Raw genomic sequence first — 16,390 nt, 5'->3', positions numbered from 1 at the left:
AATAGTCCGATATAACAGTATACCATATTCGTCCCGAATTGCGGAAATAGACTGGTATCTCGAAAGGCTCACACCATTTTCCGGACATTTTGGGAGTTCATACAAATCGGCTTACGCTTTTGTCGCTATTTTTGAGTAGACAGCCCCTACCCCATTGGATATGATGTGGTCAGCGTGACCATATTGGCGATGAGGAAAGGAGCATGATTCCGTGATAAAAGGGTTAACGAGAGCAGGACTGGGTCAAGTCGGATCGGTGGAACGATTCGCGACGCTCGCTTCGCGCTTCGGCTTTGGAGCGATTGACGCCGGGGGCAAGGAACTGGAAGACTGGATTGCGGCCGCCGGCTTGGACGGCGTAAAAAACGTCCTTCAAGAAACAAACGTGCAAATCGGTTCGATCGGCTTGCCGGTGGAATGGCGGCAGAGCGAGGAGAAGTTTCTCGAAGGCATCCCGCGTCTGGCCAAGGACGCCCAAATCGCCGCACAGCTTGGCGTGACCCGCTGCTGTACGTATGTGCTGCCTTCGACCGACTATAATGCCGCACATTTCATGGCCATTGCCACCAGACGCCTGCGAACCTGTGCCGAAATTCTCGGAGCTTACGGGATCCGTTTCGGATTGGAATTCGTCGGACCGCACCATTTGCGAACCCGCTGGGCGAACCCTTTTATATGGGATATCGGCAGTACGCTCGACTGGATCGACGCCATCGACAAAAGCAACGTCGGACTGCTCTTCGACGCCTACCATTGGCATACAAGCGAATCGACATACGAAGATATATTGAAGCTGAGCGCGGATCAAATCGTTCATGCGCATATTAACGATGCCCCGAATGTACCGGTCGCCCAAGTATTGGATAATGACCGCCTGTATCCGGGAGAAGGCGCAATCGATTTGGCTTCGTTCCTCAGGGGACTTCATGCCATTGGTTATACGGGTGTTGTATCACAGGAAATATTGACACCGCAGCCGCCGACCGCCCCGACCGAAGAGCTGTTTGCCAAATCGCAGCGCGCGTTCTCGAACGTATTTGCGTCGGCTGGACTGGAATAAAAACCTTAGCAAGCATGTACGTAGTCGGCGTAATCCGTCGCACTCACAAGTTCCGACTATCATCTAGTTCCACCCGGACTGCCACAACCGCTTATGCAAAAAGGCTGGCACCCAGTGGATCGAGAATATTGAAATAAGACTCCAGATTGGAGTCTTTTTTTTCGTTTCGGCCGCTTTTGCACGGGAAAAACCGTTTTCCCTATTGAAAACATCCTTTCATTTCAGGGACGGCGATTCTATTGAACGAAGGTTCAACAACCGGATCGTTTGCATATAACCGGTTTTTACATAGACTTGAGGGGAAAGAACCTGTAAAATCAATATGTTATCGCCATTTTGGAAAGAGGTGGGAAATTTGTCTTTTGTAGTCCGGCTGCAATGGTTTTTTAAAAGAAGATGGGGCAGCTATTTGCTGGCGATCAGCCTCATGGCTTGCGTTAGCTTGCTTACGACGATACCGCCCAAAATGATCGGAAATACGATCGATTTGATGCGGAAAGGAACGTTGACCTCGACCGGCTTAAGCCAAACCGTATTGCTTCTCGTCAGCCTGTCCTTGCTCTTATATGTGATGGTGTACGTCTGGATTACGACGTTGTTCGGGAATTCGGCGCTCATTGAGAAGCTGCTCCGCGGGCGACTGCTCGCGCATTTGACGAAAATGACTCCGGCTTTTTTCCAGCGAAACAGTACGGGTCAACTGATGGCGCTGGCGACCAACGATATTCTCGCCATCGGACAAACGTCCGGCTATGGCGTTATGACGCTGGTCAATACGCTTGTCGGGGCGTCCGTCGTCATCGTAACGATGATTTCTTTTATCAGCTTTAAATTAATGCTTGCGGCGCTTATCCCGCTGCCCTTTCTCGTTTTGGTTATCAGCAAGCTGGGCAAAAAAGTAAGGGCTCGATTTCTCGAAGCGCAAGCTTCCTTTGGCAAAATGAACGATCACGCACTGGAGTCAATTTCCGGCATTCGCGTTATTCGCTCCTATGTGCAGGAATATCACGACTTGACCGCCTTCGATAAAGTAACGACCGACGTGATGAATAAGAACAAGCGCGTAGCAATCATGAACGCTCTGTTTCAGCCGCTCATTTCGCTTATTGTCGGGGTGAGCTACTCGATCGGAATCGGCTACGGCTCCTACCTTGTGTTTGACGATCAAATTACGCTCGGGCAGTTGATCTCGTTCAACATCTATTTGGGCATGCTGATCTGGCCGATGATTTCATTCGGTGAGTTTATCAATGTGCTGCAGCGCGGAAGCGCTTCGGCCGACCGGCTGGAAACCGCGCTCACGCAGCAAGCCGACGTCCAGGATGCGGAAGCGCCCGTTGCCGTCAGCGTGCCGACAAGCATCGAGATGAAACGGTTGTCGTTTACGTATCCGACTTCGAGCCGTCCGAGTCTCGAACAAATCTCTTTTGTCTTGGAGCGCGGCCAAACTTTTGGCATCGTCGGCAAAACCGGAAGCGGAAAAAGCACGCTCTTGAAGCAGCTGCTGCGTCAATATCCGGTCGATCCGGAGAAGCTGCTGTTCTCCGGCATTCCCGTAGAACAAATCGCGATCGACCAAGTAAAGCGCTGGATCGCTTATGTGCCGCAGGAACATCTGCTGCTGTCCAAATCGATTCGCGACAATATCGCGCTCGGCAAGCCGGATGCGAAACCGGAAGAGATCGCCCGAGCCGTCGAGATGGCCTCTTTCACCCAGGATATCGAGCAAATGCCAGAAGGCTTGGAGACGATTGTCGGCGAGAACGGCGTCATGCTGTCCGGCGGACAAAAGCAGCGACTTGCGATCGCGCGGGCGCTGCTGATCGATTCGGAAATATTGCTGCTCGACGATGCGCTGTCGGCGGTCGATGCGCGGACGGAGAGCCGCATTCTTCAGCATATTCGCCAGGAACGCGCAGGCAAGACAACCCTGATCACGACGCACCGCCTGTCGGCAGTAAGCCATGCGAATTGGATCGTGGTGCTGGACGACGGACGGATTGTCGAGGAAGGCACGCACGAAGATTTGATGCTGTATGGCGGCTGGTATAAGGAACAGTGGGACCGCCAACAGATGCAGGCCAGCCTGGAGGAATGAAATGGCACATAAACCCCAATGCGTTCCCGAAATCCGCGCGCGTAGTACCCCAATCGATCATGCCGATCATTTGGGACAGCACCGCTACATTTTACGTGAAGGAGGCCGACCCGAATGCCGCAGCAATCCACGGCGAGAAGATTGTTCGCTTACGCTTTAGTTTATAAATTCAGAATCATCGGCGCGCTGCTCATCCTCTGCTGTGCGGTTGGGGCCGAGCTTGCCGGCCCTTATATAACGAAAACGATTATCGACAAACATTTGTCCGCAGGCACCCGCGAACTGCTCCCAGTGCTCGGGCTGCTCGCCTTGTATATGGGGCTGTTGTTAACCGCCAGCATAGGCAACTTCGTTCAAGCGTACATTCTGCAATCGACAGCATTGCAAATTATTAAAAACATGCGCATGGATTTGATGCGCCACATTCAGCGCATCTCCCTGCGCTATTTTGACAACACGCCCATCGGGCAGGTCGTCTCGAGAATCGCTAACGACACGGAAGCGGTCCGCGACTTGTTCATGAGCTTTATGGCAACATTCGTCGTGAGCCTGGTACAATTGACCGGTATTTTTACCGCCCTACTTATATTGGACGTACGGCTCGCGCTGTTCTGTCTGCTGCTGCCCCCTTTATTCGCGATCATTATGATCATCCATCTGAAATATTCCAAGGTATTCATCAGCATTATGCGCGCGCGGCTTAGCGATATGAACGCGATGATCAACGAATCGATCGTCGTTATGCAGATCATTCAAGCGTTCCGCCGGGAAAAGGTGACGCTGGACGAATTCGAGACGCTGAACCAGGACCGTTACGCCAATCAGCTCAAACAGTTCAAGGTGTTTTCCCTATCCTCCCGCAACATCGTAGGCACGATCGGCAGCTTAGTGACCGCAATGGTCGTCTGGTACTTCGGCCGGGAATCACTGCAAACGGTGATTTCGTTTGGGGTGTTCTACGCTTTTATCGATTATTTGGGCCGCATTTTCCAGCCGATTATCGGGATCTTCGACCAACTGACGAATGCGCAGCGAGCGTTCGTGTCCGCAGAGAAAGTGTTTGCGATTCTCGATATGGACGGAACGGAGGTCGAGAAAACCGATCAAGTCCGCCGCCCGGAGGGTGCCGTCAAGTTCGACAACGTCACCTTCGGCTATAAAGCGGGAGAGCCGGTGCTGAAGAACATTTCGTTTGAAGCCGGCAAAGGGGAAACGGTCGCGCTCGTCGGGCACACCGGATCGGGCAAAAGCTCGATCATGAATCTGCTGCTCGGCTTCTATGAACCGAATGATGGGAACATCACCATTGATGGACGCAACATCGCCTCCTTCTCCAAGCAGGAGCTGCGCAAACATATGGGCATTGTTTTGCAGGACCCGTTCCTGTTTGCCGGCGATATTAAATTCAATGTGAGCTTGTACAACGAAAACATCTCGCTGGACCGTGTCAAAAGTGCCTTGAAAGACGTGGGTGCGGCATCGTTCGTCGAACAGCTGCCAAACGGTTATGACGAACCGGTTGTGGAGCGGGGAAGCACGTTGTCCGCAGGCCAGAAGCAGCTCATTTCGTTTGCGCGAGCGCTCGCTTTCGATCCTTCCATTCTCATTCTAGACGAAGCGACGGCCAGCATTGACAGCGAGACCGAAGGGTTGATTCAGCAAGCGCTCAAAGTCGTTAGTGAGGGCCGGACTACTTTGGTGATCGCACACAGGTTGTCCACAATTCGCGAAGCCGATCAAATTCTGGTGCTGCACCGGGGAGAAATCGTCGAGCGGGGAAACCACGACGAGCTTATGGCGCTAGAGGGCAGATACTATAAAATGTATCAGCTGCAAAAAGGAGAACAGGCATCGCCGGTCATATCAAGCGGATAAGGATGTGGTTTCGGTGAGCAACGCACACCGCCTCGCATGGATGGACGCGCAAATTCGGGAGCGGCGTTACCCGAACTGCCGTATGCTTGCGGAACGATTCTCCATCTCGCTGCGGCAAGCGGCCCGCGATATCGAATATTTGCGCGATTCGATGGGCGCTCCGCTCGAATACTGCCGCTTGAAGCGAGGTTATTTCTACACCGAATCGTCTTATGTACACGGGCATGTGGTCATTACGGAAGAACAGCGCCAAAGCTTATCGTACTTAGCCGACCGCTATGCCAGGCTGGAGTCGGATCATGCCAGGCATTTGGCGCGGTTGTTCCGGCGGCTTATCGATCAGTCGAACGATCCCGCAGCTGAGCTGGTCTTGCCTTTATTTCCTGCCGACCCGGGCGAGCTGGCGATGTTCGATACGCTTTCCTGCGCCATTCGCTCCTTTACGAAGGTAGACGTAACCGTTGTGTCTGCGGACGACGGCGTATTACAAACGATTCGGTTGTCGCCTTATCATGTGTACGCGCATCAGCTCGACAACTACGTCGTCGGATACTGCGAACCGGAAGGACGAATCCGCTTTTTCGCGGTAAGCCGCCTGCAAAAGGCGGAACGGACAGAAGTCCCGTTCGACCTGGCGCCGCTTTTGAAAGATGCGAGCATCGTCCCAGAGCTTTTATCCGAGCCGGATTTTTGCTTATGTACACTTTGATGCGGAGTCGTACGCGCGGACTCTGCCTTTTCGCGCCGAACGCGTCGCTCCGCATTTATTTCGCATCGCTTATTACGATCCCGACAGGCTTCTTGCAGCATTGTTTACTTGCGTGACCGGCTGCTCCGTTCGCTCGCCTGGCTGGCTTCGCAACCGTTTTTTATCTCTGCTGGAAAATAAATTGCGCCATCAGCTTGAGCATGACATTATACGTCCGGGTCCCCCGGTTATGATGGAATGGAGTCAGACAAAGTCTGAACCATCTATTTTATCGAGGGAGTTGTGAGGCTTGAAGAAGATCGACAACTTGCATTGGCGCCCGTTTTGGAATTCGCAGCTCGGAGCGCTCAAAAGCTGCGCGGAGGCGCTCGGATCGGATATCACGGATGCATGGCTGTTCGGGGGAACCGGCGCCGCGTTCGTCCTTCATATGGATCCGGAAGGCTTCGGGGCAAACGGCCCATGGCAGGGCGGGCCCATGATGAATTTATGCCATAATCTTGGCCTGATGATCCAAGGGGTGTACGGGTTTAAAACAGACCCCGACTTTGCACAAAAGCAAATCATGGCTTGGGAGAACACCCGGCTCGCCATCGACCGCGGATTCCCCTGTTACGGGTATAATCTCGGCATTCCCGAGTATTACGTTGTAAACGGCTATGACGAAAACGGCTACTGGTTTCGCGGAATCGGAACGGAGCCAAGCCCGGACGACTCCGATAGCAATTTGTTTGATATTCCAGAGTACATGCAGATACTGCTGGAGCCGCTAGGCGACAAGACGTATGTCAAGCTTGACCATTACCCTGAACTCATCGATGCCATCAATCGAATCATTGCACCGCGAGGCATGGCTTTGGCCGGAAACGTTCGGATCATCCATAACGGCGGTATCCGCGAAGTGCTCTCGACCGAAGGCCACTCCGTGCTGCTGCGCGGCAACGGATTCACTCCGTGGACGAAGCCGGGAACCGTCCATATCGGTTTATTGGAAATGTATTGGGTCGAGCCGTGCCGCCAATCGGATGATCGCACCACCGTGCGCGAAGCGCTGGAATTTGCACTGCAGTTCGCAAAAGCGCCTCGCAAATGGGTAAGCGATCCGTATACGGCGGGAATCCCCGCATATGAGCAATGGATTCGCGCGTTGGAAAGCGAACAGCCCAACGCATTTGCCCTCGCCTACAGCGGACAATGCTGGGCGGAATGCCGCCGGATGGGTGAACAATTTTTGTCCGAAGCCGCAGCGAGGATCGACGGCGAAGCCGGTGTCGTTCTCCGCGATGCGTGGGGCGTATACCGCGAAGTAGCCGAACAATTGGAGGCATCCGCCGCACTGCTGCCCTTCGGCGCACAAAGAAGCTGGACAAGGGAAATGGCCGGATACGCCGCCCCTTATATCCGTCGTGCCATGAAGGCGGAGGAAAGCGGATCGGCGTTGTTGGCGAAGGCGGCGGCGCTTCTGTAGATTTCCCCGAGCACAACGGGTAACTGCTCATTCTTTAAATCAGGCTGACTTTGCACGGCTCCCCTGAACAGCAGAATTAGCGATTTTTTACAGCTGCGATTCAATACGCAAGAGGCCGCTTATACGGCCTCCTATTTTTGTAGATTTGTGATGACTTCCAGTTACCAAAGCATACAGTCGGTCAGATTTTTCTTTAATAGCAGCAAAATCAGCCCGTATTTGATACGGTAAGCGCTTATTGTTTCTAAAAATAACAAAATTTTCCGGATACTCCTACGCTCTAGTCAAGCCCGCTACGCATTGCTTTTTAAAAATGCCGCCACTTCCTCCGCATCCGGGATGGAGCTCTGCGCTCCGGCCCGAGATACGGCGATGGCCGACGCCGCGCTTGCCCACCGCAAGCACGACTCCGTCCGCAGCCCCTTCTGTCTTGCGGCAAGAAACGAGCCGATAAATGTATCACCCGCAGCGGTGGTATCCTCGACGTTTACCTTAAAAGCGGGCGTATGGATGACCTCTTCACGCTCATTCATGTAAAACGATCCTTTGGCGCCAAGCGTCAATATGACTTCCTTCACTCCGGAGCGGATGAGCGAGCTTGCCGCTTGCCGTACGGCGGATTCATCGTGCTCCACCTTTACGCCCGTCACCCATGCGGCTTCCGTTTCGTTTAGCACCATAATGTCGATAAGAGGGAGCAGGTGCGGCGGTATCGTTAAAGCAGGAGCGGGGTTTAAACATACGGAAACTCCGCGGCGGTAGGCGGTTTCGATCACATATTGCGTGCAATCCCAAGGGATTTCGTTCTGCAGCAGCACGACGGATGACGGTTCGAACAGCGACGGCAGACACTCCAAGTCTTGCACGGTCAAAAGTGCGTTAGCCCCTCCATTTAGTACGATGCTGTTCTGCCCCGACTCGTCTACCGTAATAAACGCCGTACCGATGGTTCCCTTTTTGAGCACAATAGAGCTTGTATCGACACCGTATCCCCGCAAACCGGCCAGCACGTCTTCGCTATACGGGTCTTTCCCGAGTGCCCCGACCATCGTCACGTTGGCTCCGGAAAGCTTGGCGGCAACCGCCTGATTAGCGCCTTTCCCTCCTGATTTCGTCTCCGTTCTAACGCTGTGCACCGTCTCGCCCGGCAGCGGGTGGCTGCGCACGTAATATACGAAATCCATATTCATGCTTCCGACTGTAATGATGTTTCCCATCCACGGCACCTCCCGTCTTATTCTTTCGAGCCGGTATTGGCAATGCCGTTGACAAAATAACGCTGAAGCGGCAGCAGCACAATGACCGGAATGATAACCGCGATGACGGCTCCTGCGAACATCTCATTCCAATAGGTGGCGAACTCGGTGACGAAGTCGCTCAGCGCGACTTGAATCACTTTATAATCTTTCGACCGGGTCGCAATCAGCGGCCACATGAACGATTCCCATTGATGGATGAAAATGAGCAGTCCGGCGCTAACCGTTACCGGCTTGCATAGCGGCATAATGATCCCCGCGTAAATTTTGAACCAAGAAGCGCCGTCGATCCGCGCTGACTCGATGAGCGCCTTGGGCAAGTCGAGGAAAAACTGACGGTACAAAAAGATGACCAAGCCGTTTGCGATGCCGGGAATAATAATGCCGGAATACGTATCGATCCAGCCCAGCTTATCGACCAAGCTGTACAGCGGAATCGCGATGACCTCGAATGGAATCATAAACGTCAGCAGCACAAGCAAAAACAAAAACGATTGGCCGCGGAATGAAAAATAGACAAAACCGAAAGCAGCCATCGACGCTACAATCAAGCCGACCACTACATTAACCGCAGACACGTAGAACGTATTGAAAAAGATTCTCCCGAAGCCTCTTTCCGTGAATAAGGAAACATAGGCGTCAAACGTAATATGGGTGGGAATAAACGTCCTCCACGAAACGGGCGACATATAACGGAAAATTTCATCCAAAGGCCGCAAAGAGGAGACAAGGGCAAAAGCGAGCGGAAGCAGCACAATCAGTGCAAGAATGATATGAATCGCATACTGCAGCGGGACGGAGCCTTTTCTTTTTTGCATGAAGCCCACCTCCTAATGTTTGGCCTTGAAAAATTTAAACTGCATCGCTACGACGCTTAGTGTGATCAACAACAGCACAATGACGATCGCCGACGATCTGCCCATATCCGAATACATAAATGCGCTGTTATAACTTTCCAGCATCAGCACGTTGGTGCTGTGCTCCGGCCCGCCGTGCGTCATAATGTACATCGGCGAGAACAGCAGGAAATTGGAAACGGTAACCGAAACGGCGACAAACGTCAGCGAACGGCTCATCATCGGAAATGTCACCTGCTTGAACTGCTCCCAGCGGGAAGCGCCATCCATAGCGGATGCCTCGTACAGTGATGCCGGAACTTCCTGCAAACCGGCCAGCAGAAAGATCGCCCAATAGCCGACGCCTTTCCAGCTGGCGATGCCGATGATAGAAGCCAGTGCCTGGCTGCTGCTGGACAAAAACGGCTGCGGCTCCAGGCCGAGACCTACGAGAACCGAGTTGACTACGCCCTGCTCCGGGCTTAGCATTATGTTCCATAAAATACACGCTGTCGGAATAGATACGGCCACAGGCACAAAGTGAATGCCTCTGAACCAGCTGATACGCTTTAACTTGCCGTTGAGCAGAAGCGCAAGCCCGAATGCGAGTGCAACCTGAATCGGATTAATAAACACGTTGAACAGCAGCGTTATTTTGAGCGAGCTCCAGAATACGGGATCGGTAAATAGAGAAACATAGTTTTGCAGGCCGACGAACGCCTTCCCCGCATTTAAAAACTCCGGTCCGTAAAGGCTAAGCTGCAAGCCGTTCAACACCGGGTACAGCTTGAATATGAGAAGGCCCAGCATGGCGGGAAACAAAAACAGGTACGGCGTGAGCTTTTCCACTTTCATCCGTTTCTCACCCTCAGTCTTTTAGCTTAGTAGATTTTTAGTTAAGAATGAAGAAGGGAAGGGATCGCTCCCTCCCCCAAACGTTACTTCACGACGGATTGATATTTTCTGAGCTGGCTGTCAATCAGCGTGGCCGCGTCGTCCAGCGCCTTTTTCGGGTCTGTGCCATTCTTTATATCTTCAAATGCTTTGTTTACGTTGTTTTCCCATTCCAGATAGCCTGGCGTTTTCGGTCGAAGCGCCGCCGTTTGCCTTGCTTCGCCGGCAGCCAGCTTCATGATCGTGTTCGGAAATTCGTTGTACTTGGCATCTTTATCGATGTGATCCAGCAGTTCCAGCGTAGCCGGCAGCGCGCCGTTCTCCTCGAACCAAATTTGCGAACCTTTACCCAGCGTCAAATATTTGACGAACTTGGCGGCCGCTTCTTTTTTCGTGGAATATTTGGAGATCCCGACGTGCCAGCTTCCTGTCGGCGTCGCCACTTTACCTCCTTCAAAATACGGATGCGGGGCGATGCCGAAATTCATTTTCGCATCTTTGATTCTCGGCAAGTTTTGCGTGGAAGCAAGGAACATTCCTACTTTGCCGGAGATGAAGTAATCCAGCGCTTCCTCGCGCTTGATTTTCGGACTGATCTTATATTTGTTGAACATATCGGAGTAAAACTGGAATGCGCTGACCATCTCCGGCGAGTTCGTAAATCCTTTGGCGGTAAGCCCGTTGTCGCTGAGCGCCTGGGCTTTTTTGCTTTGACCGAGCGCGAGCAGCTGATAAGCTTTGCCTACCTGGTCGAAGCTGAAGCCGAATACATCGTTCTGGTTGTCGCCGTTCGTATCTTTGGACAGCTTTTTAGCCGTCTCCACCAGCGATTCCCACGTCATCCGGTCTTTGATCTGCTCGGAAGGGAAAGGTACGCCCGCCTGTTGAAGCAAGTCTTTGTTGTAGAACAGCACGACGCTGGACGTATTCATGGGCGCGGACATCAGCTGTCCGTTATACGATCCGGCATCCACGGCGGAAGCTACCCACTTCTGCTTGGCGTCGGCGCCGAGCAGGTTATCGAGCGGTTCCAGGTAGCCTTTGAGCGAATATCCCATAGTGAGCGGTACATCGACCGATACGACGTCCAGGTCTTGCGCCTTCGAAGCCAGCTTGATTTCGATCGTTTCCGTCAGCTTTGTCGTCGGGCTGAGCTGCAAGTTGACTTTAATGTTCGGATTTTCTTTTTCGAATTCATCGATGACTTTCTTGATCGGCTTCTCCCAGATCGAGTTGGCCAAATACGAGATTTCCGTTACGCCGCCCGATTGCGCTTGTTTGTCGGACGAGGCTTCCGGCTTGGCAGCATTCGAGCAGCCTGCGGCAAGCGCAAGAACAAGCGATCCGATGAGGCCTGTCTTCATCATGTTCATCGTAAGCAATCCCCCTCTAAGTTGGTTCGTATAAATGAGATCGGCTTAGCTGAATACTCTTTGCTGCAGCAAACGCAGGAAGGATTCGCGGTCGACCTCCAGGCAAACTTCGACGTTGCCGTTCTCGTTCAGCTCCCCGACGGTCATTCCGGTCGGATGGCGATGGTCGTAGTCGACGCGGATGTCCATCTGTCTCGTCTTGACGAGCTTGCGGTTAATGAGCAGCGCGACGGCCAATGGGTCATGCATAAAAGTAAAATCTCTTTGGCGGTAATCCATATACCCAGTAATTTGCGCAGTAAGCGTCTGCGCCAGCGGAGTACCCGAGGCTGCCAGCTCGTCTTTATCGGCCCGCGTAATCGATACTTGTCTTGTCACGTCCAGTCCGACCATCAATATTTTCGCTCCGCTGGAAAACACAAGCGAAGCCGCTTCCGGATCGCATTTTACGTTATGCTCTATGGCCGGCAGCTCGACCCCGGTGCTTCCCAGACGCGTAACGCCGCCCATCATGACGATTTCCTTCACGGCTTTAACAATGCGCGGTTCACGAATGATCGCCGCCGCGATATTGGTGAGCGGGCCGATGGTCACAAGCGTAATTTCACCCGGATTGCCCATAATCGTTTCGATGATATAATCGACCGCATGCTTCGTTCCTTCCTCACGGTCATCCGCGATATCGAGCCCTTCGCCCTCGATGCCCGCCCAAAATACATCACGGTTATGCAAAAGCGGCTTTACGATGCCGGCATAGACCGGCGCTTCGCCGGCGCTGCACAGCGCCATAATTTTTTGCGCGATTTTCGATCGAACGATCACGTTGCCGTAAACCGTTGTCACGCCTTCGACGGTTATTTCCGGAGACCTCATCGCCAGCGCAAGCGCGACGGCATCGTCCGAATCCGTTCCAATATCCGTATCCAATATCATGCGACTCATGAAGACGCCCCCCAGTGTAAAAATGTCTTTTCACTCTCACACTTGTAATTATAAAAGGGAATCGGGAGGCGTCCTACGGATGATATTTTAAGAAAATAGATGACAATTTAAAGCTTTTCTATGTTTCAGACAGAGGCTTTGCGATATTCTTGCGGGGATGCGCCGTAATAGCTTTTGAACAGCTTCGTGAAATAAGGAGTGTACTGATACCCGATCTGGGCGGCGATTTCATAAATTTTCGCATTCGTGTTCCGCAGCAAATAAGCCGCCTTGTCCATGCGAAAGCGGTAAATGTACTCGCTTAAATTTTCGCCGGTTTCCTGTTTGTACATCGCCGATATGTATGTTGGGTGGAGCCTCACATGCTCGCTGATCGCCTGCAGCGTCACATCCTCGGACAAATGCTGCTCGATGTATTGGTGAATCTGCTTGACGAAGGCGCCGTGATGCTCACGTTCTCCATCCCGTGTTCGCTCCCTAATCTTTTGCAGCAGGTCGATCGCCCATTCGTGCAGCTGTCTGACGGAACGGAACGTGGTTGCATTGACCGACCGTCCGTACTGATCTTCGAGCACATCTGCCAGCTGCAGCCCGCTTGCATGCACCATGTAAGTAAAAGCATTGGACAAATAGTAAAACAGCTCCGACATGTTTTCAGCGGTATCCATTCCGCTGACGGCCAATTCGTCCATCATCGATCCGAGCCTCGCCTCCGCATCGCTCCATCTACCGGCTTCCATCAGCTGCAGCACGGTAGGAGGCTCGTACAGACGCTGAAGCGACCGCAGAGGCGTCGCCGGCGGCTGATCCCATAACCGGAGCAAGTAACTTTGTTCGCTTCCGGGCAATTTTCGGAGTAGAGCAAGCAATTTGAGATACTGCTTGGACATCGACTCGGGAAAAGACTCGAAATCGCTCATTGCGGCCGAAATATGGCCCTGCAAATATTGCGTCACGCTGCTCTGCAGCTCGCGGATTTTGTGATCAAGCAGCTTCCTTGCATAGTTCTCCTCCTCCGTCTCTTGCCGCGGCTGAGCGAGCAGCGTTAAATATTGATTGTCGTCCTTGCACGCCCACAGGTGGAATTGCTCCCCGATCAGTTCTTCCGCGATATTGACGATAGCGAACTCGAACAAGGAAATGCTGCGCTCATCATATTCCAAAAAGCGGTTTTCGATTCGGAGCATGATGACCACCGCCGGCTGTCCGATGACGAAGGGGATATCCAGCTTGCCCATTTCTTCGACGAGCTGAGGCGCCGAAGCTGTTCTTCCACTCAGCAGGTCGCGCAGCAGCGCAGCCTGCAGTTGCAGCAGATGCGTACGGAGCGTCTGCTGCGCCTTCCTGCCCGCCACCTCCGCCTCCCGCTTCTGCTGCAGCGCATCGGCCGCCTGCCGCACCGTAAGCAGCAGCTCATCCTTTTTTACGGGCTTCAGCAAATAAGCGGCCGCCTTTGTTTTTAACGCTTGCTGCGCATATTCGAACTCCGCGTAACCGGACAACAAAATGCACAGCGTGCCCGTTCCCGACTGGTCTACGTACTCGCACAGCTCGATCCCCGACATTCCCGGCATTCGGATGTCCGTCACGACGATATCGATCGGATGCCGATTCAGCAGCTCCATCGCCTCCTGTCCCGAAACGGCCGTATATAAATGCTCGACCTCGGGAATCTGATGAAAAAATTGAGCCAAATCTTCCAGTATGACCGGTTCATCGTCTACCAGCAGCAGTTGAATCATTGGCGCAGCTCTCCTCTCCAGTGCATCGTTACTTTGAGTCCCCCTAACGCGCCCGACCGCTCCAGCGACAATCCCGCCGTTTCGCCGAACCCGTATTTCAATCGCTGGTGCACGTTCCATAAGCCGGTCCCAGTCGATTCATCCATCGGGCGGCGAAGCTGCTCCTTTAGTTGCTCCAGCCGTTCCTCGGACATGCCGATGCCGCTGTCTTCCACCGTAATCTGCACCCGTTCGCCGCTTTTTCTCCCGCTGATCACGATCGCGCCCCCTCCCGGCTTCGGTTCCAAGCCGTGCACGATGGCGTTTTCGACGATCGGCTGGATGAGCAGTTTCGGCAGCCGAATCTCCAGCATGTCTTCCGGGATGTCGATTTCGTATCGAATCCTTTGCAATCGGAGCAAATGGATTTCCAAGTAGTTTTTGACGAGATTCATCTCGTCTTTCAATCGCGTGCCCGCGTCGTCCAGCCTTGTAATATAGCGGTAATAATCGCTCAGGTTATACGCCATCGCGATGACCGAGTCGTTGCGTCCGAGATTGGCCGAGCTGATGACAAAGCTTAAGCAGTTGTACAAAAAATGCGGATTGATCTGCGCTTGCAGTTGCTTTAAGGTAGCCAGCCGGGAACGGTTCCTCTCCTCAAGCACGTTCTCGATCAAATATTGAATTTGCCCGGCCATATCATTGAATCGGACGACGACGGTGTCAAACTCGTTGCGAAAGTATTGGTTCAGCCGGACGCTGAAATCGCCGTTCTGAAATCGTTTCAACACGCCGATCAGCGCCTGCAGCGGAACTTGGACGTTCTTGTACAGAAGAAAGGAAGAGACGAGGCCGACCGCCAGCAGCAAGGCGATGCAGCCGTAAAACCAGTTGCGGATCGTTGTAATCGGCATCAAAATTTGCTGCATTTGCGTGTAATCGACCAAATAATATCCGAGCGGCTGCGAATACACATAATTGACCAGATACGTTTGACCGCCAATGTCCTTCGTAAAGCTCCCGTGATCCTGCTCCGGCTCAAGGAACAGCGCTTCCGACACCGCGCGGGTATGTTCCTTATCGGACGTCCGGTTGAAAGCGATATGCCGCTGCTTGCTCACCATGAACGGGTCGCCTTTACCGCCCGTTTTCAGTTGATCGAGTAAAGACGTAATGTTTTGCTCGTAAAACGCTAATTCCACGATGACGTTGCTGTCTTCGATTTTTCCCGATTCGTTGATCGGACCTCCTGCATAGTAGACGAAGGAAGACAAGTCCGGCCGATACGTCCAACTGTTGCGCCTTACCTGCTGTTCCAGCTGCTTCTCGTCATAGGCGGGCGCCGATCGATAGGCGGTGGTCATCGTTTTTTTCACGGACGGAAAATAGAGCGTAATATCGTTGTACCAGCTGCTTGCGGAGCTTTGCAAAGTCAGTTTCTCCTGCACGCTCGTTTCGATTTGGCTGAGCGCCCGTTCCCCACCGATCAGCGACGTGCGTTCGATTCCAAGCACGGTCGGATCGCGCGTCAAAGTGACGGCGTTCATCGCCAGGCTCAATGCCATGGAATCGAGCTGCTTGCGGACAAAGTCCAGCTGATTGCCGGTTTCCTTTTGCAGAAGCGATTCCACCACGCGCACGCTGACTTGATGCGATATGCCGTATAACAGCAGGATCGAAATTAGAAAAAAGAAAATAACGGCGTTCATTTTCGAAAAAATCGTATTTTTGAATTTCATGATGACCCTCCCTTTGCTTTCGCACCTCATTGTACCAGAAAAGCAGGAAGCGAAGGATTCGTTAGTGCGCCGCGGAACTTGGATGCTCTTATTATTGCAATTTTAGCCATTATGACTCTGACCATGCTTATCCATACGTTTGCGCAAGGGAGGAATGGTTATGGGATTCCAGCCGCTACGTTATTCCACCCATGCCCATTTCCTCTTTGACCTACCTTCTGCTTATTTCTATAATCCGGCTGCTCGGTCTTCGGGTGTCGTTTTCCCGCATTCCCTCTCTCTACAAGTTGGAAAAACCGTTGTCTGAAGCTGCCTTCCTCGGTCTGAACATTTATATTTTCTTACTATTCCAAAAAAAATGACCGCCATATCGACGGTCATCTTCGGTCTAACGCTTATTTCATGCAGTAAAGCAT

General features: G+C 52.7%; 12 protein-coding genes. 5 read left to right on the top strand and 7 right to left on the bottom strand.

The window, feature by feature from the left end:
• Positions 1-211 precede the first annotated feature (211 nt).
• From ACFQI7_RS19895 to ACFQI7_RS19875, 5 genes are all read left to right on the top strand, one after another.
• The gene (locus ACFQI7_RS19895) at positions 212-1,060 is read left to right on the top strand and encodes a sugar phosphate isomerase/epimerase family protein (protein WP_218100213.1); all 849 of its coding nucleotides are present in this window, start codon (positions 212-214) and stop codon (positions 1,058-1,060) included.
• A gap of 355 nt (positions 1,061-1,415) precedes the next feature.
• Complete coding sequence (locus tag ACFQI7_RS19890; RefSeq protein ID WP_230415169.1) at positions 1,416-3,158, top strand: ABC transporter ATP-binding protein; 1,743 nt, start codon at positions 1,416-1,418, stop codon at positions 3,156-3,158.
• A 114-nt stretch (positions 3,159-3,272) separates the two neighbouring features.
• A complete protein-coding gene (locus ACFQI7_RS19885; RefSeq protein ID WP_218100211.1) occupies positions 3,273-5,033 on the top strand; it encodes an ABC transporter ATP-binding protein in 1,761 nt (586 codons plus the stop codon).
• A 13-nt stretch (positions 5,034-5,046) separates the two neighbouring features.
• A complete protein-coding gene (locus ACFQI7_RS19880; RefSeq protein WP_218100210.1) occupies positions 5,047-5,742 on the top strand; it encodes a helix-turn-helix transcriptional regulator in 696 nt (231 codons plus the stop codon).
• Between the two features lie 289 nt (positions 5,743-6,031).
• The gene (locus ACFQI7_RS19875; RefSeq protein WP_218100209.1) at positions 6,032-7,210 is read left to right on the top strand and encodes a hypothetical protein; all 1,179 of its coding nucleotides are present in this window, start codon (positions 6,032-6,034) and stop codon (positions 7,208-7,210) included.
• Between the two features lie 293 nt (positions 7,211-7,503).
• On the opposite strand, the gene rbsK is transcribed toward ACFQI7_RS19875, so the two are convergent.
• The 7 genes from rbsK to ACFQI7_RS19840 all read right to left on the bottom strand — a co-directional run bounded on the left by rbsK (position 7,504) and on the right by ACFQI7_RS19840 (position 15,974).
• The gene (gene rbsK, locus ACFQI7_RS19870; RefSeq protein ID WP_218100208.1) at positions 7,504-8,427 is read right to left on the bottom strand and encodes a ribokinase; all 924 of its coding nucleotides are present in this window, start codon (positions 8,425-8,427) and stop codon (positions 7,504-7,506) included.
• A 17-nt stretch (positions 8,428-8,444) separates the two neighbouring features.
• The gene (locus ACFQI7_RS19865) at positions 8,445-9,284 is read right to left on the bottom strand and encodes a carbohydrate ABC transporter permease (RefSeq protein ID WP_218100207.1); all 840 of its coding nucleotides are present in this window, start codon (positions 9,282-9,284) and stop codon (positions 8,445-8,447) included.
• Positions 9,285-9,296: 12 nt separating this feature from the next.
• Positions 9,297-10,157, bottom strand: a complete 861-nt coding sequence (locus ACFQI7_RS19860) for a carbohydrate ABC transporter permease (RefSeq protein WP_218100206.1) — start codon at positions 10,155-10,157, stop codon at positions 9,297-9,299.
• A gap of 83 nt (positions 10,158-10,240) precedes the next feature.
• A complete protein-coding gene (locus ACFQI7_RS19855) occupies positions 10,241-11,569 on the bottom strand; it encodes an extracellular solute-binding protein (RefSeq protein ID WP_218100205.1) in 1,329 nt (442 codons plus the stop codon).
• 45 nt (positions 11,570-11,614) lie between these two features.
• Positions 11,615-12,511: a nucleoside hydrolase gene (locus ACFQI7_RS19850; protein WP_218100204.1), complete on the bottom strand. Its 897-nt coding sequence runs from the start codon at positions 12,509-12,511 to the stop codon at positions 11,615-11,617.
• 125 nt (positions 12,512-12,636) lie between these two features.
• Positions 12,637-14,253, bottom strand: coding sequence for a response regulator transcription factor (locus tag ACFQI7_RS19845; protein WP_218100203.1), 1,617 nt, complete (start codon positions 14,251-14,253; stop codon positions 12,637-12,639).
• Complete coding sequence (locus ACFQI7_RS19840; RefSeq protein WP_218100202.1) at positions 14,250-15,974, bottom strand: sensor histidine kinase; 1,725 nt, start codon at positions 15,972-15,974, stop codon at positions 14,250-14,252. The genes ACFQI7_RS19845 and ACFQI7_RS19840 overlap by 4 nt, the downstream gene beginning before the upstream one ends.
• Positions 15,975-16,390: the final 416 nt, after the last annotated feature.

The sequence above is a fragment of the Paenibacillus allorhizosphaerae genome (genome assembly GCF_042659105.1).
Taxonomy (GTDB): Bacteria; Bacillota; Bacilli; order Paenibacillales; family NBRC-103111; genus Paenibacillus_G; species Paenibacillus_G allorhizosphaerae.
Note: the sequence above shows the minus strand (reverse complement) of the source record. Positions and strands in the feature narration are given on the sequence as shown.